This window comes from Candidatus Methylacidiphilales bacterium (assembly GCA_030054035.1).
Classification (GTDB): Bacteria; Pseudomonadota; Gammaproteobacteria; order JASGCS01; family JASGCS01; genus JASGCS01.
In genome coordinates, this window is the sequence record JASGCS010000001.1 from 195,838 (window position 1) to 221,076 (window position 25,239).

24 protein-coding genes and 1 tRNA gene are annotated in these 25,239 nt (G+C 36.7%); 9 read left to right on the forward strand and 16 right to left on the reverse strand.

From position 1 onward, the window contains the following. The first annotated feature begins 18 nt into the window (after window positions 1–18). Together QM538_01070 and QM538_01075 are read left to right on the forward strand one after the other, a co-directional pair. Window positions 19–1,533 carry a glutamate--tRNA ligase family protein gene (locus tag QM538_01070; protein ID MDI9347082.1) on the forward strand — a complete coding sequence of 505 codons (1,515 nt, stop codon included), beginning with the start codon at window positions 19–21 and terminating at the stop codon, window positions 1,531–1,533. After that, the gene (locus tag QM538_01075) at window positions 1,530–2,537 is read left to right on the forward strand and encodes an NAD(P)/FAD-dependent oxidoreductase (GenBank protein MDI9347083.1); all 1,008 of its coding nucleotides are present in this window, start codon (window positions 1,530–1,532) and stop codon (window positions 2,535–2,537) included. Before QM538_01070 ends, QM538_01075 begins: the two co-directional genes overlap by 4 nt. Before the next feature lie 9 nt (window positions 2,538–2,546). On the opposite strand, the gene QM538_01080 is transcribed toward QM538_01075, so the two are convergent. Genes QM538_01080 through QM538_01105 form a run of 6 tightly spaced genes read right to left on the reverse strand, consistent with a single transcriptional unit; the run spans window position 2,547 to window position 7,873 of the window. Beyond that, window positions 2,547–3,770: a DUF1015 family protein gene (locus tag QM538_01080; GenBank protein ID MDI9347084.1), complete on the reverse strand. Its 1,224-nt coding sequence runs from the start codon at window positions 3,768–3,770 to the stop codon at window positions 2,547–2,549. Next, window positions 3,758–4,522: a HesA/MoeB/ThiF family protein gene (locus tag QM538_01085; protein MDI9347085.1), complete on the reverse strand. Its 765-nt coding sequence runs from the start codon at window positions 4,520–4,522 to the stop codon at window positions 3,758–3,760. The genes QM538_01080 and QM538_01085 overlap by 13 nt, the downstream gene beginning before the upstream one ends. Next, a complete protein-coding gene (ychF, locus tag QM538_01090) occupies window positions 4,522–5,610 on the reverse strand; it encodes a redox-regulated ATPase YchF (GenBank protein MDI9347086.1) in 1,089 nt (362 codons plus the stop codon). The genes QM538_01085 and ychF overlap by 1 nt, the downstream gene beginning before the upstream one ends. Window position 5,611: 1 nt before the next feature. Further along, window positions 5,612–6,196: an aminoacyl-tRNA hydrolase gene (gene pth, locus QM538_01095; GenBank protein MDI9347087.1), complete on the reverse strand. Its 585-nt coding sequence runs from the start codon at window positions 6,194–6,196 to the stop codon at window positions 5,612–5,614. Further along, entirely contained in the window at window positions 6,197–6,904 is a 708-nt protein-coding gene (locus tag QM538_01100; protein MDI9347088.1) for a 50S ribosomal protein L25/general stress protein Ctc, read from the reverse strand. A gap of 18 nt (window positions 6,905–6,922) precedes the next feature. Then, entirely contained in the window at window positions 6,923–7,873 is a 951-nt protein-coding gene (locus QM538_01105) for a ribose-phosphate pyrophosphokinase (GenBank protein MDI9347089.1), read from the reverse strand. Window positions 7,874–7,907: 34 nt separating this feature from the next. Between QM538_01105 and QM538_01110 the strand changes: the two genes are divergently transcribed. The 5 genes from QM538_01110 (at window position 7,908) to QM538_01130 (ending at window position 12,208) form a co-directional block, all read left to right on the forward strand. After that, window positions 7,908–7,995, forward strand: a tRNA-Ser gene (locus QM538_01110). A 272-nt stretch (window positions 7,996–8,267) separates the two neighbouring features. Further along, window positions 8,268–9,674: a hypothetical protein gene (locus QM538_01115; protein ID MDI9347090.1), complete on the forward strand. Its 1,407-nt coding sequence runs from the start codon at window positions 8,268–8,270 to the stop codon at window positions 9,672–9,674. Next, window positions 9,655–10,524 carry a hypothetical protein gene (locus QM538_01120; protein MDI9347091.1) on the forward strand — a complete coding sequence of 290 codons (870 nt, stop codon included), beginning with the start codon at window positions 9,655–9,657 and terminating at the stop codon, window positions 10,522–10,524. Before QM538_01115 ends, QM538_01120 begins: the two co-directional genes overlap by 20 nt. Before the next feature lie 515 nt (window positions 10,525–11,039). Beyond that, window positions 11,040–11,438 carry a DUF2177 family protein gene (locus QM538_01125; protein MDI9347092.1) on the forward strand — a complete coding sequence of 133 codons (399 nt, stop codon included), beginning with the start codon at window positions 11,040–11,042 and terminating at the stop codon, window positions 11,436–11,438. A gap of 38 nt (window positions 11,439–11,476) precedes the next feature. Beyond that, window positions 11,477–12,208, forward strand: a complete 732-nt coding sequence (locus QM538_01130) for a DUF1295 domain-containing protein (GenBank protein MDI9347093.1) — start codon at window positions 11,477–11,479, stop codon at window positions 12,206–12,208. 108 nt (window positions 12,209–12,316) lie between these two features. On the opposite strand, the gene QM538_01135 is transcribed toward QM538_01130, so the two are convergent. Then, window positions 12,317–12,895, reverse strand: coding sequence for a heme-binding protein (locus tag QM538_01135; protein MDI9347094.1), 579 nt, complete (start codon window positions 12,893–12,895; stop codon window positions 12,317–12,319). A 142-nt stretch (window positions 12,896–13,037) separates the two neighbouring features. Further along, window positions 13,038–13,619 (reverse strand): TMEM175 family protein, encoded by a 582-nt coding sequence (locus tag QM538_01140; GenBank protein ID MDI9347095.1) that lies wholly within the window; start codon window positions 13,617–13,619, stop codon window positions 13,038–13,040. Window positions 13,620–13,693: 74 nt separating this feature from the next. On the opposite strand from QM538_01140, the gene QM538_01145 reads away from it, so the two are divergent. After that, window positions 13,694–14,860, forward strand: coding sequence for a hypothetical protein (locus QM538_01145; protein MDI9347096.1), 1,167 nt, complete (start codon window positions 13,694–13,696; stop codon window positions 14,858–14,860). A 6-nt stretch (window positions 14,861–14,866) separates the two neighbouring features. Here QM538_01145 and QM538_01150 read toward each other — a convergent pair whose 3' ends face one another. Both QM538_01150 and QM538_01155 read right to left on the reverse strand, forming a co-directional pair. Next, complete coding sequence (locus QM538_01150; GenBank protein MDI9347097.1) at window positions 14,867–15,124, reverse strand: zinc ribbon domain-containing protein; 258 nt, start codon at window positions 15,122–15,124, stop codon at window positions 14,867–14,869. A 23-nt stretch (window positions 15,125–15,147) separates the two neighbouring features. Further along, a complete protein-coding gene (locus QM538_01155) occupies window positions 15,148–16,584 on the reverse strand; it encodes a deoxyribodipyrimidine photo-lyase (protein ID MDI9347098.1) in 1,437 nt (478 codons plus the stop codon). A 74-nt stretch (window positions 16,585–16,658) separates the two neighbouring features. On the opposite strand from QM538_01155, the gene QM538_01160 reads away from it, so the two are divergent. Beyond that, a complete protein-coding gene (locus QM538_01160; protein ID MDI9347099.1) occupies window positions 16,659–18,053 on the forward strand; it encodes a serine/threonine-protein kinase in 1,395 nt (464 codons plus the stop codon). Window positions 18,054–18,099: 46 nt separating this feature from the next. Here the strand turns inward: QM538_01160 and QM538_01165 are convergent, their stop codons facing one another. The 6 genes from QM538_01165 to QM538_01190 form a co-directional block, all read right to left on the reverse strand. After that, window positions 18,100–19,185: a nitrilase-related carbon-nitrogen hydrolase gene (locus QM538_01165; protein MDI9347100.1), complete on the reverse strand. Its 1,086-nt coding sequence runs from the start codon at window positions 19,183–19,185 to the stop codon at window positions 18,100–18,102. Between the two features lie 5 nt (window positions 19,186–19,190). Then, complete coding sequence (locus QM538_01170; GenBank protein MDI9347101.1) at window positions 19,191–20,150, reverse strand: glycosyltransferase family A protein; 960 nt, start codon at window positions 20,148–20,150, stop codon at window positions 19,191–19,193. Between the two features lie 81 nt (window positions 20,151–20,231). After that, window positions 20,232–22,250 carry a TonB-dependent receptor gene (locus tag QM538_01175; protein ID MDI9347102.1) on the reverse strand — a complete coding sequence of 673 codons (2,019 nt, stop codon included), beginning with the start codon at window positions 22,248–22,250 and terminating at the stop codon, window positions 20,232–20,234. A 71-nt stretch (window positions 22,251–22,321) separates the two neighbouring features. Then, the gene (locus QM538_01180; GenBank protein MDI9347103.1) at window positions 22,322–22,654 is read right to left on the reverse strand and encodes a hypothetical protein; all 333 of its coding nucleotides are present in this window, start codon (window positions 22,652–22,654) and stop codon (window positions 22,322–22,324) included. A gap of 10 nt (window positions 22,655–22,664) precedes the next feature. After that, entirely contained in the window at window positions 22,665–23,822 is a 1,158-nt protein-coding gene (locus tag QM538_01185; GenBank protein MDI9347104.1) for an iron-containing alcohol dehydrogenase, read from the reverse strand. Between the two features lie 26 nt (window positions 23,823–23,848). Continuing rightward, entirely contained in the window at window positions 23,849–25,234 is a 1,386-nt protein-coding gene (locus QM538_01190) for an aldehyde dehydrogenase family protein (GenBank protein MDI9347105.1), read from the reverse strand. Window positions 25,235–25,239: the final 5 nt, after the last annotated feature.

The window sequence follows — 25,239 nt, forward strand, 5'->3', positions numbered from 1 at the left end:
AGTAAAATAGCTAACATCATGGACTATAGTCTACCAAATAACTTCATACAAAAGAAGATAGAAGAAGATATTCGTCTTGGTATGCCCAAAACATCGCTAAGATTTCGTTTTCCACCTGAACCAAACGGGAGGCTACACTTAGGACATGCAAAAGCAATAAGCCTTAATTTTCTTCTTGCCAAGCATTTTCAAGCACCTTGTTTTCTTCGTTACGATGACACCAACCCTATGGAGGAAACTGAAGAATTTTATACCGAGATACTAAACGATATTCATTGGCTTGGCTTTAGAGAAACCTCCATAACATACGCTTCAGATTATTTTGATCAGTTTTATGACATAGCGATTGAACTTATTAAAAATCAAAACGCCTATGTAGACTTAGATTCAGCTGAGCTAATAAAACTTAACAGAGGAAGTCTAACCTGCCCAGGGATTGAGAGTGCCTATCGAAATCAAAACCAGAATGAAAATTTAGCCTTGTTTGAAAAAATGATGCGAGGTGATTTTAATGAAGGTGAAGCTGTGTTAAGAGCAAAAATAGATATGGCTTCTCGAAATATGAACTTGCGTGATCCAATTCTCTACCGAGTCTTAAAAAAAACCCACATTCGAACTGGTCATACATGGAATATATATCCCATGTATGATTTCGCTCATCCACTTTCTGACTGTATAGAAAAAATTAGTCATTCACTATGCACGTTAGAATTTGAAGATCATCGAGTTTTATATAATTGGGTAGTTGATAAAGCAAATCTAGGAGTAAAACCACAGCAAATTGAATTTGCAAGATTAGAAATTAAAGGCGCAACGACGAGTAAACGAGAAATCAAAGCTAAAATAGAACAAAGATTAATTGAGGGATGGAATGATCCTAGGATTGCGACCTTAAGTGGATTAAAGAGCAGAGGCCACCCACCACAAGCAATAATTGACTTTTGTGTAAGGACAGGATTTGGTAAAGCAAACAGTGAAGCTGAGTTTAGTTATTTTGAAAATATCAGTCGTGAGTATTTAAATCAAAATGCTCCACGCTCTACCGCTGTGTTAAACCCTATTACTTGTTTTTTAACTGATACCTCTACAAACATAGAAAGGAAGCTTTTGGTTGATTTGGACGATATTAGAATAAATCCTTCAAAGGATTTTTATAGACTAACACCTCAAGCATTAGTTCGGCTTCGGCATGATAGTATTATAAAATGCACTAGTATTGATTGCACTGGTGACATAATCAAATCAGTGCATGCTGAAATAATTCCAAATACATTCAAACAAAATCTACCAAACGGTGAAAAAGTAAAAGGAGTGATTCATTGGTTAGATCAATCATTGGCCGTTCCTGCTAGTTTTATCATCTTTAAAGACGGGAGTTACATAATGACAAATTCTTATATTCATAAAGACACCCCAACTAATGCGACCGTTCAATTCGAACGGGTTGGTTATTGCATTTACAATAATGAAACTGATTTTCAAAATACACGAGGGGTGTGGATAATGACACTACCACTCCGCGACTCAAAATGAACCAAATCAAGACCGACTGTTTAATTCTAGGTGCAGGTCCTACTGGGCTTTTTCAAGTTTTTGAACTTGGATTAGCTGGAATTCAATCTGTAATTATAGATTCACTTCCAATGGTTGGAGGCCAATGCAGTTACTTATATCCAGAAAAACCTATTTATGACATCCCAGCATGCCCTTCAATTTTAGCTCAAGAATTAATTGTAAATTTAATGGCTCAAATAAAACCATTTGATTGTCAAATTTTTTTAAAAAATACCGCTCAATCCCTATCTCAGCTACCGAACGGAAATTACCTTATACAAACTCAAGAAAATGCCATTGAAACAAAAACATTAGTATGCGCAACTGGGCTTGGGGCTTTTGCGCCTAGAAAAATTAAAATAAATGGTATTGACAAATACGAAAATATAAATCTATTTTACGCGCTACGCGACACAGCATCTCTTCGCGACAAAACGGTTTGTATTTGCGGTGGCGGGGATAGCGCACTTGATTGGGCAATCAACTTACAGAGTTTAGGCATCAAAACCCATCTAATTCATAGAAGAAATGAATTTAGAGGCGCTCACGCAAGTGTTACCACGCTTAACGCACTTGTTCTTGAAAAAAAAATCTCTTTAACGATTGGCACTATTGAAAGCTTTACAGGCGACCAAAAACTTCATTCACTCATTGTGAATAATACTGAAATTAAAGCAGATGTATTTTTAGTGTTTTATGGGTTATTGCCTAAACTTGGTCCTGTTGAAAATTTTGGTCTAACCATGCAAAAAAATCAAATTTGCGTACGCGTAGATACTTTTGAGACCAATAGAATTGGAGTCTATGCAGTAGGTGATTGCAATACTTACCCTGGTAAAAGAAAATTAATTCTTTCCGGCTTTCATGAGTCTGCTTTATGCGCTCATGCAATAGAAAAATACCTCTACCCTGATCGTAAACAATTTAATCAGTACACTACTACCTCAAGCCAATTACACCAGCGCTTAAAGTTACCCAACTAACTAGTTAATTTAATAACAATGTACCAACAGCCCATCTAATAATTTTGGAGTAAACCAAGTTGATTTTGGCGGCATTAACTCTCCTGCTCTGGAAACTTCTATCATGGAATGTATTGGCGTAGGGTGCAATGCAAAGCCAGCCAATAGCTCTGCATTGCGAACTTTTGCCTCAATTAGATCAAAACTTTTACCTCCAATAAATTCAATTCTCGTATCTTTACGCAAGTCAGAAATACCAAAAAGAGGGCTTAAAATTTGCTGACTTAATTTACTTACATCAAGACTATCTACTGGATTTTTATTATCCGATTGGTTGAATGAAAAAATATACCATCTATTAAGTATACAAACCGCACAATGACCAGGGTTAATAAATTTTGGTTTTTCACAAGCAGTTAATGCGACAACACTTTGCAATGAAGCAAGTAACTGCTCAGCGCTAATTCCTAGATTTGGTAAAATCCCACGATTGTATTCTTGGATAATCATTTCTTCCGCTGGAAAAAGCCCTGCAAGAAAATAATCAAAGCGATCGTTATGTATTGGAGAATGATGCTCAGAGATATTATTTGCGGCACTAGTTCGGTGATGTCCATCTGCTATAAAAAGTTGGTTACATGATTCGATTTGTAAACATATAGTTTGAACTAAATCACTATCTGTAATTTTCCAAAGTCTATGGAAATAACCCTCACTATCAACTACTTCTAATGACAATGGTTTGGCGACACATGAATTAAGCAATCGGTTGAAAGCCTTATCGGTAGGAACGGTAAGGAGCACAGGGCTTGGTTGGGCTTGTAGTGTGTTCAATTGGATGGCGCGATCTTTTTCCTTGTCAGGTTTTATAAGTTCATGCTTTGCAATTCTACCCATTCGATATGCTTCCAATGAAAATAACGCAATTATTCCAGTTTGAGTAAAGGTGCCCTTCGCAATTTGATAAGGGTACACTCCCAGTGTCTGCTCATGAAGAAGGAGTTTGGTTTGTATTGCTTTTTCAAATTGAATCTTCGATTGTGCGTAGACTCGCTCATCATTATCCTTTACCCCATCATCTAAATTTATCTCACTTCTGGTAATATGAAGAAAAGAGTGTGGGTTATTCATTGCTAACGCTTTTGCTTCTTGACGGGTTGGTACATCATAAGGTGGTGAAACAATAGACTGGGCATACATTGGATTTGCTAACAACGCTTTAAATGGTTTACATAATTTTTTCACTGGTGACATACTCCTAGACAATCTTGATCTTTATAAAATACACTTTTACCCCACTGTAACGTATGGGTGTTGAAAGAAAATAATATATGCTCATATGAATAATTTTTAGTGCTATTAGCAATCCATTGCACTGCTAACAGTGATTGCATCGAACCAATAACTCCAACCAATGCTCCCAACACTCCTCGTTCTTGGCAGCCATCAGTTTCAGATGTAAATGATAGGATGGGTTTTGGAAAAATACATTCAAAACAGGGGTCGTCGTTGCGATTATTAAATAAGGCTACATGTCCTGAATGAGTAATTACTCCAGCAGAAACAATTGGAATATGGTATTTATATGCAACATGGTGAAGTTTATACCGACTTGGAAAATTATCTAAACAATCAAGCACTAAGGTAACTGAGGGTAAAATAGTTTCCAGTTCTGCTTCATTTAATACTTTGTCAATAATACCAATAGTCGCGTCAGCTTGTAGATCTTGTAACCTACGAGCCGCTACTTCAACCTTGCGCTTTCCGATATCATGTTCGCTAAAAAGTGGTTGTCTGTGTAGATTTGATCGGGTTATGACATCATAGTCATTTATTATTAAATGCCCTACTCCAGACATAATTAGCTGGGTGCTTGCATTAGACCCCAAACCACCCATACCAACAACTAATACTTTGCTTGATAGTAATTGTTCTTGACCATGTTCGCCAAAGTCATCAAGGATAATATGGCGAGCATACCTTTCTTTTTGATTTATTGACAACATTACGCTGGAGCAAATCTGAAATGCATGATATCACCTTCTTGAACGACATACTCTTTACCTTCCAATCTCCATACACCGGCTTGTTTGGCGCCATGCTCTCCTCCGAAAGAAATGAAATCTTGATACGCTATCACTTCTGCTCGTATAAAGCCTTTTTCAAAATCAGTGTGTATCCTCCCAGCTGCCTCAGGAGCTTTTGCGCCAGCTCGAACCGTCCAAGCACGAACTTCTTTTTCACCAGCAGTAAAATAAGTCTGCAAACCCAACAAGCTATAACAATGCTGGATGATGGTATCTAGCCCACTCTGAACCACGCCTAACTCTTTCATAAATTCAATTTTATCAGTTTTTTCTAATAAAGAGAGTTCCGCCTCTAAGACTGAACTAATGATCACGCAATCAGCATTTTGTTTTTTAGCATATTCAATTAGTAAAGTGCTATATTGATTTCCGGATATTTCATGATCAAGCACATTAGCAACATATAATACTTTTTTAGCGGTTAATAAGCTAAGTGATTTCATCCAATGAGGTGCGGAAATATGAGGGAAAGTAAATGTTCGTGCCGGGAATCCTTTTGATAGCGACACTTCTAACTCGCGAAAAAAATCCATGTGGATAATTCCATCTTCTTCTTTTTTAGATTTTTTGGCAAAACGCTCCTTAGCGTCCTGTACCGTTTGTAAATCAGCTAAGAGAAGTTCGGTTTCAATAATTTCTATATCACCTATTGGGTCTACTCTATCCAACACATGGATAACAGTATCCTTAACAAAACAACGCACTACTTGAACTAATACGTCAACTTCACGAATATGAGTTAAAAAGGCATTACCCAATCCCTCACCTTGTGAAGCGCCTTTAACTAAACCAGCGATGTCTACAAATTCTACTGTGGCAGGTATAATTGTTTCTGAGCCAACCAATTGCGAAAGTGGTTGCAATCTACTGTCAGGTACAGAAACAATACCTACATTTGGATCAATAGTGCAAAACGGGTAATTTTCACTTGGCACACTTGAATGTGTTATCGCATTAAAGAGCGATGATTTTCCCACATTTGGTAAACCGACAATTCCGCAGCGCATGTTAAGTTTGGGTGTGGATAGATTGTATCATTTTATGAAAATTTCCAGACATAAAATTATTTATTTCATTTGAAAGTAAAGATAATCGGGTATCAATAATCTGCCTTTCCTCATCAATTGGTTTTGAAAGTACATGGCTATCGGTTTCCTTTCCTACTTGAGGTCTGCCGATTCCAACTCTAATTCTCCAAAAATCAGCGCCGCCTAGCATATCAATCATATTTCTAATACCATTATGACCTGCGTGACCTCCTCCAAACTTTACTCTCACTCTACCCACAGGTAAATCAACTTCATCATGTACGACTACGATTTCATTATTCTGAACTAAGAATTTTTTTTTAAGGTAGGCCACTCCAACACCACTTAAATTAATCCATTCAGAAGGTTTACTGATCCAAAAATCATTTAGTTTTGTAAATTCAATTTCCTTTTGGTATGAATCTGATTGTAACGTAATGGAATGTAGGTTGGTCATCTGATCAACAAACCAAAACCCAACATTGTGACGAGTAAGCGCATACTTCAAAGGTTTATTTCCAATACCAACTAATAACTTACAAGGATAATTTGAGTATTCGGGCAATTATTTTTTGGCAGGCTTTGCTTCAGGAGCTTTAGCATCAGCTGCTTTAGTCTCTGCAGCTCCTTCAACTGGAGTAGCTTCGGCAAGTGCAGTAACAGTGCTCGCTTCGGTTTCAACTTGACGAATGGTCACAGAAACAACCGCACGATCAGCCCCCTCATCACTTAAAGAGAATGAATAAGAAACTTCATCTGGCAATTGAATATCTGAAAGATGTAGTGATTGTCCGACCTGCATGTTCTCTAAATCAATAGTCAAAAATCTTGGTATGTCTTTTGGCAGACAGAACAATTCGACATCAGACATTAAGTGATTTATTGATCCCCCACCTAAACGAACCCCAATACATTTATCCTCATGCAAGAAACGGAAAGGAACTTTAATTTTAAGTTTCTTAGCGTCGTCAACACGCATAAAATCAATATGTACTTGTGAGTTTTTCCAAGGATGTCTTTGTAATTCTCTAAGAATCGCCCGTTCCGACTTACCTGACTCATGCACGAGAGTGACAATTTGTGAATAAAAATCAGGGTTATTAATATTCTTAGCTAGTTCTTTAGCGGAAACTTGTACTATTTCAGTAACTATCTTTCCTGAACTATTTACTCCATACACAATGCCTGGCACTTCACCAGATTTTCTTAGTCTTCGCAACTCGCCTTTACTAGTAGCATTTCGAGGTTTAACTGATAATTGTAAATTTTCCATAGCTAGTATTTTAACAGATTATGAGAAAAACAGCGAACTTACCGACTGATTTAGATGTACCCTTCTAATTGACTCAGCAAGTAGCTCAGCAACAGATATTTGTCTGATTTTTTTTGACTGATTTTTATTTATTGGGATGGTATCTGTAACAACTAAATCTCTAATTACTGAAGATTCAATATTTTCGTATGCTCTACCAGACAACACTGCATGGGTAATATACGCATAAACACTTGTAGCGCCATTTTCTAAAAGCGCAGAAGCTGCATTACACAAAGTACCAGCAGTATCCACAATGTCATCAACTATAATGCAGTTTTTACCCTCGACATCACCGATCACATTCATAACTTCAGAGACATTGGCGCGCTCTCTTCGCTTATCAATTATTGCAATTTCCGCACCTATTCCCTTAGCGATAGCACGAGTTCTCACAACCCCTCCAACATCAGGAGATACAAGAATTAAATTTGGCAATTTTGAACGCCACATCTCAGCCACCAACAATGGGGATGCATAAACATTATCAACAGGTATATCAAAAAATCCTTGAATCTGGTCTGCGTGTAAATCTACCGTTAAGATTCGATTAACACCACTACTCACTAACATATTAGCAACTAACTTTGCAGTAATTGGAACACGAACCGAGCGCACACGACGATCCTGTCTCGCATAGCCAAAGTAAGGCAACACAGCAGTTATTCGACCAGCACTACTTCTCCGAAGTGCATCACATAAAATTAGCAACTCCATGAGCATATCATTTACAGGAGTGCAAGTACTTTGCACTACAAAAACATCTCGCCCACGCACATCTTCTTCAATTTCAACTTGTACTTCACCATCACTAAAAGTATCAACAACAGCACGACCCATTGGAATGCCCAATTTGTTTGCGATACCTTCACTAAGAATAGGGTTAGAATTCCCACAAAACAATCGCAAATCTAATTCGTCTTTAACCATATAGCCATATAATATACCCTATAAACCAATCAAAGGAGAGGTGTCGGAGTGGTTGAACGTGACAGACTCGAAATCTGTTATACCGAAAGGTATCGGGGGTTCGAATCCCTCCCTCTCCGCCAATTTTAACAAAAAGTGAAAATTGGCGGTACTGTTTGGACGGACAAAATTAACCGAAACAAAGAAAGGGATAAAGAAGTCAACAAGTTTTATAAAAAACATACTTAACAGAAAAAAACTGCACAAAGGGGAGAACGAAGTGCTATAATCCAATCGATAGTAGACGAACCTGGTTTTGAACAAAAGTATTTCAAGGGTCTCCTATTCAAATATAATTTATTGACATATAATGAACTATATGAAATACTACAAAAAAGCAAAAATTATATAAAATATGGCAGATATATTCACAAAAAATAATATTCCAATAAAAAAACTTTCTCTTTGGGATGAAAATGCCCGTTTTCCTGATAAATATTTTAAAAAAACGGAAAAAGAGTTGATTGAGTATTTTCTTAACAAGAAAGATTTAAAATTGTCCGAATTAGCCGAAGAAGTGGTAAAAGGGTTTGACTTACCTCAACTTGAAAAACTCGTTATCTATGAAATAAACGGCAAAAATATAGTTTTGGAAGGAAATCGTCGTCTTGCGGTTTATAAGCTCTTGAATAACCCAGAACTGACAGACAATATAAAACTCAAAAACAAACTTAATGGATTAAAATCAAGAATCAAAATCAACGATAAATTTATACTTGAATGCTTAATAACAAAAGACAAGGATCAGGGACTTCGTTATATTGACAGAAAGCATTTAAGAGGCAATAACGAGGTTTCTTGGGGCGACAACGAGAGAGCGCATCATAATGCTCGCAGAGGAAACGCAAGTCAAAAAGATTTATTAAAAGTGGCAATTTCAAAAAGAATCAGAGTCTTGGATTTCCCAGAAGAATTAAAGGAAAAGGTTTTAGGCCATGGTTTTATTACAACTTTTTGGAGACTTATCGAACAAAATCCCGCATGGTCTACTTTTGGTTTTAGTCTTGACGATAATGGCGAACTTCAAACCAAAGACAAAGAGTTTGATGAAAAATTGAAAGTTATTATTTTTGATGTTCTACAAAAAGGACAATTTAACAGCAAATTATTTTCGCGTTTAAATACGAAAGAAATTGAAAGTTACTTGATGCAAATAACAAAAGATGATTATAAAAGGGTCGCTAACGAAATAAAAAAACAAACCAAAACAGATCTTTTTGGCAAAGAGTCTACATCTGTTAAAAAAAATAATGGGGCTAATCGCAGTAATCCAAAATCTTCAGATCGGAAGTACTTAATTTCGAATAATTGTGTTTTGAAGATTCAGGAAACAAAAATAAATAACATCTATCATGAACTGAAAAATGATTTGTTAATTGATGTCGTTCCAAATGCAGTCGGGGTTCTTTTTAGGGTATTTTTGGAAATATCTTTGGATTATTACGCAAAAATGAACGCCAACGAATTTATGAAAAATCAAACAATAAAAAACAAAATTTCTTGGGTGGTTGAAAGTTTAGTAAATAAAAAATATGAAAATAATAAGTTTAAAAACATCAATAAGGTTGGCTCGTCCATAGGAGAAAGAAGTCATCTATCAATAGAAAACTTCCACGAATATGTCCATTCAACAACGACCCAACCAACCTCAAGCGAACTAAAAGGTAAATGGGACAATCTTCAAGAATTTTTTGAGATTCTTTGGGGTGATTTGAAAAAAAAAGCAAAGAATAAAAAACAAAATGCAAAAAGAAAAAAATAAAATAACATCTGAATTTTCAAGTCCACTTCGTTATCCTGGCGGAAAAACTCGCTTGGCGTTTTTTTTATATAAAGCAATAGAAAAAAATTTTTTTGAAAATGAAAAAATAATCCTCGTTGAACCATACGCGGGCGGAGCTGGGGCCTCTTTGAAATTATTGTTTTCAGGTAAGGTTGATAGAATTATTATCAATGATTTGGATAAAGCCATTTCTGCGTTTTGGAAAATTGTTATTGCCGATACTAATTTTTTGATAGATAAAATAAAGAAAGTAAATATTGATATTGAAGAATGGAAAAAGCAAAAAGAAATTTACAATAATCCGTCATCATCAATAAAGGATTTGGCGTTTGCGACATTATTTCTGAACAGAACAAACCGTTCGGGAATTATTGAGGGCGGGCCAATAGGCGGAATGGAACAATTGGGTTTTTGGAATGTTCAGGCTCGTTTTACAAAAAATACGATTATTTCAAGACTGGAAAAAATCAAAAATTTTAAAAATAAAATATCATTTAGAAATTTGGATGGGATTAGGCTTTTGAAACAGTTGGAAAAAAATAAATGCAAAAACAGATATTTTATTTTTATTGATCCGCCATACTATCAAAAAGGTAAATCTTTATACTTAAACCATTATATCGATAAAGATCATAAGGAGTTATTGAAACTTCTTGAAAAATCTTCGTTAAAATGGGTTATGACTTATGACGATGTTGTCTATATTCAGAATCTTTATGATAAATTCAAGAAAAATAAATTTACGATAAATCACAGTGCATTTGAAGCAAGGCAAGGAAAGGAAATATTGATTTTTTCCGATAATGTCGCTAAAGTTGCGATTAGCTAAACCCGCTTGGTCACCTTATTTAATTTTGTAGCCGCCGTGCCCGCCCTGCGGGCGTTGAAGTAAGCTGGCAAAAAAGAAGAGGGTTGGGGGGAAGGAATTTTTGCCCGTTTGCGCTTTCCGTAACGAAGGCGCGGTTGGAGTGGGAGCGTTTCCGCCATTCCGCCCAAAGCGGAATACCAAAACAGAGTATTTTTTTTCCTTAATTGAAAATAATTTTGGGGGCGCGAGATTAAAAAAATGTAGGGAAAATTTTTCTGTTTTGCTCTCCGAAGCGAAGCGAAGGCGGGTGGAAATGCTGGGCGGGATTCAATCCGCAAAATCCAGAGGAATTTGCTCAAAAAAAGTTCGAGCATCAATCTAAAAACACCGCCAAAATTGGATATCAGGATTCGAAAAGATATCGGCTGAGGGAGTTTACTTTCCTCATTATAACTGTGATTATGTGTTTGGTCTTACTTGTATTTTTTATCAGAGGTATAATTTATAAAAAATAACTTAAAATACTATTAATTACTATGTTTATAAAACTATTCGCAATAGCACTACTTGTTTTCTTCGTTATCGACATGATCTGGCTTGGGATTGTCTCAAAAAATTTTTACAGGGCACAGATTGGAAAACTTATGAAGTCTGATATAAATTGGGCAGCTGCAATGATTTTTTATCTGATTTTTATCACAGGTCTTATTGTTTTTGTTATAGCTCCGGCTGTGGAAAAAGAATCTTTGACGCACGCCCTCCTTTTTGGGGCATTATTTGGATTGGTTTGTTATGCTACTTATGACCTCACCAATTTAGCAGTTGCAAAAGATTGGCCACTTTTGGTGACGATTGTGGATTTGGTATGGGGTACGGTGCTTGCGTCTTCGGTATCGGTCGTGACTTATTTGATTGCAACTAAAATAGTTCTGTGAATTACTACCTAACCCTTATTTTATTTTTGTTTGTGTACATGAACCTTTGGTTCTTGGTCTCTTTGATTAAAAAAAGGAACGATGTTGCTGATGTGGCGTGGGGGCTCGGGTTTGTTCTTATGGCTTGGATGTCTTTTTTTCTAAATGGTGATTCCGGTGCCCGAGGATTGCTAGCCGGTATCTTGGTGAGTATTTGGGGATTGCGTTTGGCGTGGCATATTCATGCTCGGAATAAAGGAAAAACCGAGGACTACCGGTATCTCGCATGGCGTAAAGAATGGGGTAAGTGGTTTTACCCTCGTTCATATTTACAAGTGTATCTTTTGCAGGGGATGTTTTCGTTTCTGATCGTCATGCCCGTTTTAATCATTAACAACAGTGCTTGGTCAGCTTTAGGTATATTCGATGTACTTGGTATAGCAATATGGCTCATTGGGTTTTATTTTGAGTCCATGGGAGATGCACAGTTGGCACGATTTATTAAAAATCCAGAAAACAAAGGCAAGTTGATGCGGAGTGGGCTCTGGGCATACACGCGACATCCAAACTATTTTGGAGAGGTAATGCAGTGGTGGGGTTTATGGCTCGTCGCCCTTCCCGTCCCAAATGGATGGCTTGGTATTATTGGGCCACTGACTATTACCTTTTTAATACTGAAGGTTTCTGGTATCCCAATGCTAGAAAAAAAGATGGCAGAACATCCAGATTTTGCAGAATATAAACGGCGAGTGAGCGTATTTATACCTTATGTATGGCGGAATAGTAATTGACAATAAAGAGAAATTTTATCTTAGCATTTAACGACTCTGCATTTTATCGTTAAAAAACTATCTTTGATTTTTCTTGCCATTACTTACTTTTTACTCTTAAATATAAAATTAATTACTGATTTCCACCATCACTTCGTTGCGATTCATCCACGGTGGAGTCCATGGCGCATTGTATCCAGCGTAGGCAGCACTACCTTGTGGCATAACTCCGTCCCGAGCAAGCGAAGCAAATAGTGTTGATTGCATAGTTTTAACTCTCGCTTCCGAACGGTATCCCGCGAACCGTATCACGGCATATTTCTTCGCAGGAATCATGACGATATTTACTCGCGGATCGTTTGGTATCGGCAATGTTTCTAAGGTGTATGAGCGAGGTATGCCGAAGGATATAATCTGTGATTTGCTCTCCATAGTCGCCACCACCGGTGCTGTCATGGCGATACTCTTTTTTTTGTTATTCCCGCCAAAAATATACCTCGCCACGATTCGAAAACCCGCACTCATTGATTCGTTATAAGATCCCTCAACAGTAGTCTGCGCTACAATATGTACTGGATACTCCCGTATCTCATAGCCATCCATTTTCTTCACCACGCTATAGTCGGCCTGTTCCACTCGCGAACCAAAATATCCCCAGATAGTCCAGAGCACAATGATGACGAAGAGAGCGATGAGTACATTGATCATAATTTTATTTTAAATTACCAGTCCAAATGCGCTTGATGATTTTTCTAGGTTTGGAGGTTGGGTTTATCACATTCACAGATGTATCTTAACAGAGTATCGTAAGGATATCTGTAAAAATGGAGCGTATTTCTATAAATAGTAATTATTTGTTTCTCATTTTCCTTTCTATTTCCCTATTTGGTATTACCCAAATGAGCATAGCTAAAAAGTAAATAGCAATTGTGATTCTGGTATCATAAAAGGCTAGGGTAATTCCAAGAAGATATGAGGTAATGGAAATATAAACTTTAATTAAGGATTTGTCTAAGATGGCTTTTAAATCAATAATTTCATGATCACTTGCATGAAGGCTTTGAATTTGAATAGTGGCGCTTCCTCCACAGATAAGTAAGAGTACTCCATAGGTTACTACGGAGGCCACTGCAAAGTTACTATGTCCCAACCACTCAGTTGCTACAGGTACTAGTGAAAGCCAAAAGAGTAAATTGAGATTGCTCCAGAGAATTTTTGTAGATACCGTTTTAATTGCTTGAAAAAGATGGTGGTGATTAACCCAATAGATACCTATAAAAATAAAACTTAAGATATAACTGACAAGGGTAGGTAGTAATTCTAGTAAATTGTAAAAAGAATTGCCTGATGGGGTTTTAATCTCAAGCACCATGATAGTGATAATAATCGCAAAAACTCCATCGCTAAAGGCCTCTAGTCTTGCTGTTTTCATTGGTGATACATTATATCTTGCATTTAGTTAAAGTATTACAATTATAATTATAGCTATTAGAATTTTGGAAGAATATGATGAAGAAGGTAAAAAAAGTCACGAATAAAGCGGCGCGTCAAACTGAGAAAATACTTCTTAAGGACATACTGTTTAGTCCTGAAAAAATTATCTATTTAGCAAATCTTATAAAAGCTAACTATCCGAACTTTCAAGTCCACGAATTTATAAATACTAGTTCCAGCGCTTGTAAGTCATTAGAGTTAAAGGCTAGGATTAATTGCCTTGCAGAAAATCTAAACAAATATATACCTGAAAACTATGAATCCCAACTTAAAATACTACTAAGTGCCCTCCCCCCTCCTCTTGACCCTAATCTTTGTGACAATGATTTTGGTGATTTTATTATTGCGCCATTTTCTCATTTTGTTGCACGCTATGGATGTCAAATTCACTATCTCAATCTATCGCTTGAAGCTCTATACGAAATAACAAAACGCTTTTCAGCTGAAGATGCTGTGCGCTATTTTCTCGTTACATTCCCAGAAGAAACCTTACATACATTGCAAGTATGGAGTCGTGATGATAACTATCATGTCAGAAGGCTCTGCAGTGAAGGGACGAGGCCTAGCTTACCTTGGTCGCAAAAAATCAATCTTCCATTGAACCATTCCAAAGTTATTCTTGACAACTTATATAGCGACACTAAAAGATACGTAATACGATCTGTTGCCAATCATGTGAATGATATAGCTAAGCATGATCCACAATTAGCTATTTCATACCTGCATACTTGGAAGCTTTCTAACAAACAATCAAAAAAAGAAATGGACTACTTATGTACACATGGGCTTCGTACATTATTAAAACAAGGGCACGCAAAAGCACTGTCATTAGTGGGTATATCAAAACGATTAAAGTTTAAATTATTAGAGTTCACGTTACAGAAACAAGCAAGATTAAATAACTATGTATCGTTTAGTATAACTGTTCAGTCAAAAATAACAGCTACAACATTAATACTTTATAGGGTCTATTTCCAACATCGTCTTGGTGGAATTAAATCTCAAAAGGTATTTAGGCTCAAACAATTAAAAATAGTTAAAAATACTTCAGTAACAATTAGTAGAAAATATAAACTGAACGAGAATGCTACCACCAGAAAAATCTATAAAGGGAAACACGCACTAGAAATTTTAATCAATGGCACCAGTTATGGTAAAAAATATTTTATCGTGCAATAGTAATTCTTACCGCGATTTCTTTTTCCAACGAGGTGCAAAACCAATGCACCATGTATAAAAACATGCTAGGAGTTTATTCATACCTCTTGAAATCATTGCCTGATAACACACTTGTTTAAATGCCTCCAAATCGTTACCTTGATAACACAATCTGCCATTTGCAAAACAAAGGCTGCAATAAACATCAGATTCTCTAATACCGGGATCTTTATTAAAAGGCATAAGGCAACTCTGGCAATTTTTTGAACAGTTTTCTTTATTCATACTATTATTATAAAGTAACCCCGTTAGATAATTTTTTTATACCGTTGTAGCGCCATGATCCGCGCTTGTGAATGTTCTATAATTGGAGTTGGCGGGCTATCAAAATAACTTTGTGGTAAATACGCTCTCAGATACTGTTGGTTTGGATCAAATTTGTTAGCTTGAAGCAATGGATTAAATATTCTAATGGGTTTAGGGTCTGCCCCAACAGAGGCGCCCCATTGCCAACCACCAGTATTTGAAGACTCATCTAAATCAAGAAGCATAGCACGAAAATATTCTTGCCCCCACCTCCAGTCAATACCTAAATTTTTTGTAAGGATTGAAGAAACGATCATCCTACTGCGATTATGCATTGTTCCGGTTTGAGCTAGTTCATGCATCGCAGCATCTACAATTGGATACCCAGTAAGACCTTGTATCCAAGCTACAAATCGTGAGTGCGCTTCATCGCCAGAAAGCCATTTCATGGTGCGAAACTTTTCTTGGAATGGCGCTGTGTGTAATTGAGGGTAGTGTAAGTGAAGATATCGATAAAACTCCCTCCAAATTAACTCAGTAATAAATATTTGCGCTCCAAGCTCACTTGTAACAGGATATTTGAAATCACTTTGAAATTTAAGACGAAGCTCGTTAATAATTATTCTTGAGGATAGCAAACCCCATGCCAGAGCAATCGATAATTTAGAAGTGTATGATTTGCCCAAAAAATCTCTTTTTTCATGGTATACATCAATAGAATTTGAAATATATTTTTTTAACCATCTCAAGGCGTCATCGTCATTGTGGTAAAAGAGATTGTACTGTTTAGGTAGTGATAATACAGTATCTAAATTATAACTTTGATCGCCGACCTTTAATAGTCTAGATTGTGAACATTGATTGAGTATTTTATTTGGCTCGCATTGTTTAAATACAGAGTCCAATGGCTCTTCAAAGTAAGTAGTTGCACTTAGCTTAGGTGATTGAATAATTGTGGCGCTACAAAATTCTTGCCAGACTTTATTCTTAAATGGTGTAAAAATAGAATAATACAACCCGTTCAAAGTGCGAGTTTCAGGCATTATGGTGAGAGCATCAACGCAGACATGGATAGGTATATTTGATTCGCGAAGTTTCTTAATTTGTGTATTAAAATCAGGATAGATATCATCATTGACAAAAATAATACAATTGTATTGCGCGACTAATAATTTAATAACATGAGTTGCTTTGCCGATAAGAACGATAAATCTCTTAAATTTATTAGCAAATTGCGATACAAAAGTACCAATGACAAACCGCGATGGGTAGCCACACTGCTCATCTGCATGTGCATTGACCATATAGTCTTCTAAAATAAATATTGGTAAAAATAACATTTGATGGTCGTGGGCATATTTACACGCATAAAAGAGCGCAGGATTATCAAATACTCTAAAATCTCTTCGGCACCAGTAAATAACTACATTTTTTTTCATACAAACCACTGAGCTAGTATTTTAATATGTTAAAAAGCAGTGTGCTAAAATGACTACAGAATCTATAATTTGTAATGATCAATAATCCACAATTTGGAAAATACCATGTTCTTGAGAAAATTGGTAAAGGCGCTATGGGCGAGGTATGGCTGGCTAAGGATCCTGATATCAATCGTGCTGTTGCCATTAAAACAATCCTTAAAAACGAAAACGAATCGCAAAGCAATCTCATGTATGAAGACATGCTCGCCCGTTTTAAAAACGAAGCGAGAATTGCCGCACTCTGCTCTCATCCTTCAATGGTGACAATCTATGAACTAAATGTACAGCCTCCAACTCCCTATTTAGTCATGGAGTATGTTTCGGGAAAAGGTCTTAGAGATTTGATCAAAGAAAAATCCCTTTCCTTACGAGAGGTAAATTCAATTTTTCACCAGCTCCTTATGGGCGTTTCTGCTTTTCATGACACCAACATTGTGCACCGAGACCTTAAACCAGGAAATATCATTGTAACTGAAAAATTACTAGTTAAAATTACAGATTTTGGAATAGCCCTAAATAGAAATACGTTAGTTGATTTAGAAATCGATGAGGGAGTTCCGACTCATGAGTTAACTAAAATTGGGACTACGGTAGGAACTCCGCGATACATGCCAATAGAACAAACTACAGACTCTAAAGTGGATCAGCGCGCTGACCTCTACGCGCTAACCGTGATGCTCTATGATTTACTTTGCAACTGCAAACTTCCCAGTGGGATTGCTTACACTACTTTACAAGAACAGCCTCAGCTTTTTTACACACATCAATCTGTCAAAAATGATTTGCCTATTCCTGTTGCGTTTGCATCGTTACTTTTAAAAGGATTAGCTATCAATGTAAACCAGCGAATTGCTCATGCTGAAGAATATTTATCACTGTATAAACATTCAGTTGAGACATTTAATATCCACCTAAAAGAAATTAGAAAAAAACAAGACATGGATGATATTTCCATACTCACCAATGATAATTTTCATTCATTAACATTTAATTCGCCGGTTAATAACTCACCTTCAAGAAACGATAGCCAATTTACAGATATAGTAAAAAGCGCCCCTGCTCTTAAAACTAATGTTGAAAGAACTATGAATGATAAAACTCAAGTATATCAACAACCAAATCCAGTAGAAGCATCGTCAGGTGTAGAATTTTATTATCGTAATAAAGTTGCGATATTTTCTTTTGCTAGTGTACTACTTACGCTACTGATTGGAACAATTGCATACTTGCTATTCAGTAATAAAAATCCAGTGTCCAAAGCCAAAACGACCACACCTATTCATAATACCCTAACAGAACCCACTAACAAGCGGGATAAATTAAAAAAAGATGCTGTGACTAAAGTTAAAAAAAATAATAAAACCAAAAATGCTGGTAAAAAAATCAATAATAAAAAAGTTGATAAAAGCTCAGATAAAAAAAAGTAATCTAATTAATAGAATTATAGTTTTATCAGTATCTAGTCGTAACAATTTATTTCTTAATCCACCTACTTACTGAATCCAAATATTTTTTCATCGCCTTTTCATCGCTTGGAAGCTGGTCTGGTGGTAGATCCATATGATCGAGGGGTATTTCATCTTGGTAGTTATAAAATAAAGGTTGGACTAGTTGGAGTGAAAAACGAGGAATGGTTCGACCTTCTCTAAATTTTTTAATCGGGATGATTGAGGTTGCAATAGATTCCACATTTCCTTTGGCATGCGCAATAATTTTACCTGAATTATTTACGATCAATGAACCACCTCCAAGATGCGAATATGGTTTATCTGAAGGAAAGATAATATTAGCCATTGCGGTATACAAATTAAAATAACGAGCTGTAGCAAGCACATCTTCTTCCGCAAAAAGCGTAGCGGTGCGAAACATAATCTCTACTCCACGCATAGCAAAAGCCGCAAAAACAAATGGGTCAAGTTGCACCGTGCTGACCGCAATATTACCATATTCAGTTTTTAATACTGGGAATAATTCTTCTATGCCGTATTTTTTTACATATTTTGTATAGACACTTTCTATCGTTGTAGTAGGAATTTCCCCTGTGCCTTCAAGACCAAATCGTTTAATGTTTTTAGATTTCCAAAATTTTTTCGCAATCTCGCCTTTAGGATTAATCACAACATTAATACTAAGTATGTGCCCAGGCCATTCTAGATCGCGAGCATAAGAGCCAAAAATAAGGTAGGAGTTACATTGTTTAGCGAGTTGTCCTAATTTGATAGTTTCATTCCCTGGTATTGCTATAGTCATTTTCAATTTCTTTTCCCTTGGTCCTGCGGTGTATCCAGTTAAAGGAAATTCATTAAATAAAATAAAATCTGGTTTTGGTTGTTCATTGCAGGCTTTGATTATCCAACTTGTCATACTTTCAAGATTTATCTTTAGACCCTCTTCAGGTGTTTGAAACTCTTCAATATTTTTGACTAAATTTTGGACTACTTTCACAACTATTTCATCCTTAGCGAGGGGAAGAGTTGGATAGGTACCATGTGGAGAAACTAATACTGTCTCCCCGTACGCAATAGAAATAATAGAAATAAGCAGTAGTGGTATTCTCATAACCACTAGTTTATCATAGCAAATTTATACTTTTGCACACGATACATAAGATATGCAAAAGGAAAGAGTACGCAATAAATCGCGGGAGTTCTCGTGTCTCGTATTTGCTTAACTATAGAAACCTCACCATGTAGTGAGTACACTATATAATCTAGGTATTGTTTGATATATTCTCTACATGATAAATATTTTTGATGTACAGTGATAAGCTCAAGATAGCACAACCTAAAAGAATGTGGGCTGGTAATTCTACGCAGCTTACCTTGTGTACTTAATGAGTGAGGTTGCTGATGGATAATTTGAACAGGTATATTGAAAAACCGTACTTTATATAAATGTGACATACGATAGGTGATCATTGAATCTTTGGCAGATTTTTCGTTAGAGAATAATGTGAACGGAAATTCTTTTAGCACCTCAGTTCTGTAACTTCTCCGACAATCCCCTCCCCATAAATTATATTGAAATGATAACGATAACCAATTTGAATCAAGCGGATCTTCAGGGTACTTAGGAGTACTTAATTGGGTTAGATTATTTAAAAACGCTAACCCTTCAACTGCTGCATAGTGCTCAGGATGTTTAATCGTAAGCCATTGTTGTTTAAAAATTGTTAGGGCGTCTGGAAGTAGCTCATCGTCTGAGTCTAATGCTACCGTGAAGGTACTATGTAAAAATGGTAGGGATGAATTCCAAGCCGATGGTTTGCCAGAGTTTTTAGATAGTGCAAGTATCGTAATTGGCATAGTTAGGTGATATTTTGACCACTGCATCAACGAATTAGTAGTGTCATCTGATGATCCATCATCTATTACCACTATATGACAATCTCTTTCTTGTTGGGCGTAGGCGCTATCAAGGGCTCTTATCACTAATTGTTCTCTATTAAAAGTGGTAATAAAGATGGAAAAAAGCCTATGTGCTTTGTTATTTGTGTCAACTAAAATGTTAAGATCTGACTGCAACAATTGGTATTATACTATTTTTAATTACCATGCCTTAATGACTCAATACGTACTCAGACATGGTAATTAAAAATTTAGTCATTAAAACTTTACTGAAATACCTGAATGTATTGACCTACCAGCGATTGGAGAATAGTATCGCACCTGTTCTATAGTATTAGCCTGAAACGCTAATGCATTGGCAAGATTGTTCAATGAGACAAACCAATGTAACGATTCATCGGTATAAGACACTTCAAAGTCAAAAGTACTAAAACTATCGGTAACTCTCGTTTCACCTAATCCTGGCTTTACTTTTGAAAAAAATCTAACAACAGGTGCTATACGAATTTCCTGAGATGCCGTAATTAAAGAAATTGCAACTCTGGTAGGAGTCAGTCTAGGTAATCTGCCATTAGACCCAACCTTACTGGTGAGTCCATCAATATAAAACTCAGGTATAAAATTCCACTCGGAGGTATTTTGAGTTATGGATTTAAACAATAATTCAAATCCCTGAATAATGGTATTAGAACCAACATAGTCATAGCGAGGTATATTTGCATGCACCACTTCACCATGTAAAACATGAAAATGGACTGTTTTAAAACTATTTCTAAGAAAAATAAAATTATTATAATCACTTCTAAATAAAGCTAAATCTAGTGTTTGTTTATCGCTGCGAAGTGAGTAGTTAAATTCAACATGAAGCCCTTTTTCAATTTTTTGATTTGGATTGCCAAGCTCATAGGTGCCAGTTACTTCATGCAGTCCATCAATATATAATTCAGTGGGTGATGGAGCGCGCTGAGAACTAGTTACTAGCAATGAGACTGTATCTTGGTCGCTAATTGGAAAATCAAATTTTAAACTTAAAGACAATGGATAAAACCTTTTTGAAGGTTTTATTGGTAGCAATGAGACTTGAGTATCATGAGTATGTTCATCAGAATGTTCAATGAGGCCAAGAGTTTTTTCCGTAGCGTAATGAACATCGGTGTATCGAGCACCAATTGTAATTATACTCGTGTCAACTTGCAGCGATTCATTAAAGAAAAACGATAACGCTTCTTCTTTATAACTAGTTAACAAAATATGCTCGCCAGTGTTTGAAAATGTATTGCTTTGAACTTGGAAACCAAACACCCCATCGAGATTGCCATCTGATATTTGTTGCATTTCAATTCTACTTACCACACCTGAATTCCTGAATATTCCTGATACCACACTGTCTTCTGACTCAAAATGTCGATAGCTATTCACAACTAGTCTAAAACGAAGCAGATCAATTGAGGAATTTTGAATAAATTGATTGCCCGAAATTGATAGTTTGGTTTGTAATAGGTCTAGACTAACTGGCTCTTTTGGTACTCCAAACTTTGTCGCATAACTATCAAATGAAATTCCCCAAAATGAATTATCTTCTTGAACTGAAGAGTATCCAATTCCATTTTGTTTGACAAAAAACTGTGTGTTCTTAACAAGCGTTACTTTTTTGTCTTCCGGATCTGTAAATGCAGGAGTACGCAAGCTACCCTGATCACTGTATGCAGCGTCAATATGCCAAGTGTTACTTCCAGAATTTCCTTCAACTATTACTGAAGTGTCGCCTCCATAGGTTCTACCATCATAGCCAAATGAAATATACCCTTCAGCCTCCTGCAGTCTTTTACGGCTAATTCGATTATCAACAACATTGACGACTCCACCTGTAGAACTAGAGGAATAAAGCAGCGCTGATGGACCTTTAAATATTTCAATTTGAGATAGCTGCGCAGTACCAAGTCCTGGTGCATGGTCATAACTTATTGATGATGCGTCTAATACAAGCACCGAATTATTTAAAATTTGCACCCTATCAACATCTAAACCTCTAATGACTGGCCGACTTGCCATATTACTATATCCAGTTGCAGTAACTCCAGGAGCATTTCTTAAAATTTCTCCAATAGACTGTTTACCGGTTCTTTGTAAATCACTATGAGTAACAACTTGAATTGCACTATTTGTTTGGTTACTGGTTGATGAGCCGACTACATCGAGCGTTTCTATAACAGGTCCGGCGTTAATAATTGTAGTTGACATCGCAACTGATACTAATAAAATAAATTTTTTAAACATGGAATCTCCAAATATGATTAATTGAATACAATAACGATTCCCATCGTTATTGTTAAAGCGAAATATTCTAATTAAGCTTTTGGAGGCGCGCGAGGGTATACGAGATATGTGAACTTATTTACAGGAACGAACACATAATTACTATCATTTAGATAAAAATATTTTGATAGTATAGTACTGTATTGAGGTGATTGAGTGTCGTCTGCAAGCAACGAGCAAGCCATGTCAAAAGATTCGCAATTATGAAGGATCTCATTGGCATCACTGCGATTTTCATCTTGATAATGGCGAAGTTCTAAAAGAATTTCATTATGTGATATTCCGTGATAATTACCAACTATTGGTAACAGAAGTGAAGAAAGGCAGAGCGTTAGATTTAAAATTATTACAAAGTAAAATGGCATATATTTTGAATCATATTGTACCATTATGTGCGTCATGTAGAATTTGTTCAGCCAACAATTCGGTAAATGGAATTGGGTTACCAGAAGCAGATGGGTCTTTTGGACTTTTCGTAATGATGAGTTGGTCTTTACTGCGATCCACGTTGATTTCTTTTAAGGTATGTGGAATTGACAAGGAACTTCTAAAAGTTAGAATCCAATCTAAAAAATTATGCTTACCAGATTCACATCCAAGTATTGGGCAAATTTGATCAATCAGTGTTTCTATTGCCGGGTAATTTCTTTTTAGAACATAAGGAAGATACACTGCGTTAGTCAACCCATGGTGGGTGTCAAACAACGCTCCAGTTGGATGAGACAATGCATGAATGCCACCAAGTCCTTTTTGAAACGCAGTGCCTCCCATTATAGATCCCATCATCATTTGCGCTCTTGCGTCTAGATCGTTTGGATCTTTAAAAACTTTTGGTAGAAACTCTGCTATAGTTCGCATTCCTTCAATTGCAACACCTCTGCTAAGGGGATGATAGAATGGCGCACAATACGCTTCAAGACAATGAATAAACGCGTCCATTCCAGTCCATGCAGTAAGGTTACTAGGGAGAGCTTTTGTGAGTTCAGGGTCTGCTACTACAACTTTAGGCATCATTAAAGGATGAAAGATAATGATTTTGTCTTGGGTATCGGCTTTTGTAACTACAGCCGCACGACCAACTTCCGAACCAGTTCCAGATGTAGTTGGAACAGCGATGTTAGGAAGAATAACTGAGCTGTCTGCCCTTGTCCAATAATCACCTATATCTTCAAAATCCCAAATAGGTCTAGTTTGTTTGTAATAAAAACCTAGTAATTTAGCAATGTCAAGTGCCGATCCCCCGCCAATAGCTATAACACTATCAGGTAATACGGTCTTTATAAAAGAGATGCCATCAGTTAAGTTCTGTTCAGTAGGGTTGCCCTTAAAATTAGAAAACACTGCGTTGCCTAGACCTTGCCTTGCTGAAAGCTCTAACATTTCTTGCACAACTGGTAGCGTGAGAAGGTAGCTATCAACTACATACAAAGGTTTTTTAAAAGCAAATTCCTTGGCAATAGAAACCAGTTGTTTAAAAACTCCACATTGCAACCGAATAGCGGTTGGGTATCCGAATTTAGCTTGTAAAGGCATATGATTTTCCTAAGGTATAAATTTTGTTACACCTGATCGCGAATATAAAATGATTTTGGTCTAGTGAGCAGTTCATACCCAACTCTAGACATAGTGGCGCCCCTTCCGGTATTTTTAATTCCAGTCCATGCTAAAAATGGGTCAAGATAATCACAGCGATTAACAAAAAATGTTCCAGTATCAACTTGCTTACCTACAGATTCAGCTCTAGCTAAATCTGTAGTCCATAGAGACGCAGTGAGTCCGTAGGGACTATCATTCATTAATTGAATTGCTTCCAAATCAGAAGAAACCGACATTATCCCAACCACAGGTCCAAAATTTTCCTCGATCATTAGCTGCATGGAATGATTTACATCCACAACTACCTCTACAGGAAGATACGATCCACCGAGGTTATCTTTTTGGTTGATTAGCGTGCTGGCTCCTTTTTGAACAGCCTCTGCAATTTGATCTTGAACAATTTTTTTCTGATGCACTGAAACAAGTGGGCCCATAACGGTATTAGGATCCATTGGGTTGCCAACGTTCCATTTTTTTGCCTCTTCAACAAAACTTTCTACAAATTTTTGGTAGATATTTTTTTCAACATAGATCCGTTCAATTCCACAGCAACATTGACCAGAGTTAAAAAAAGCACCTTCGGCTAAATTCGACACAGCGTACTCTAGGTTAGTATCGCTCAAAACATACGCAGGATCTTTGCCACCTAACTCCAAACCGAGAGACGCAAATGTGCCTGCTGAGGCATGCTCCATAGCCTGCCCTCCTCGCACCGAACCAGTAAAATTTATATGATCAACCGCACCAGATGAAATTATTTTTTCTGTTTGCTGATGAGTGAGTAAGATGTTTTGGAATACCCCTTCTGGTAATTTTGCCTCTTGAAAAGCCTGAGCAAATCGCTCACCAACTAGCATAGTCTGTAAGGCATGTTTTAAAATTACTACATTACCCGCTAGCAATGCAGGAATTATGGTATTCACTGCAGTAAGGTATGGATAATTCCATGGCGCAATGACAAAAACTATGCCTAATGGCTCTCTATGGATATATCTAGTTACACCTTGAATTGGATTTGGTGGTAACACATCTTCGAGGTACTGCGGTGCATAGGTAATTGAAAAACGCACCCGTTCCTCAAAACCTCTAAACTCTCCTGGACTAAATTTTATTGGTCTGCCCATTTGCCAACTAAGCTCTTCCGCAAACACCATTTTGTGTTTAAGCACGGCATCCAAAAAAGCCAAGCAATACTGTTGTCGCTCTTGGATAGTGGTAGTTTTCCAAACTGAGAATGCTTTACGAGCCTGTGCTAAGACTCGATCAACCTCTGAATCACTTGGATAGTTCCTAGTTGCATAGACACTTCCATCTACAGGTGTTTTTAATTGTGCTATTTGCTCCGCCATTTTAT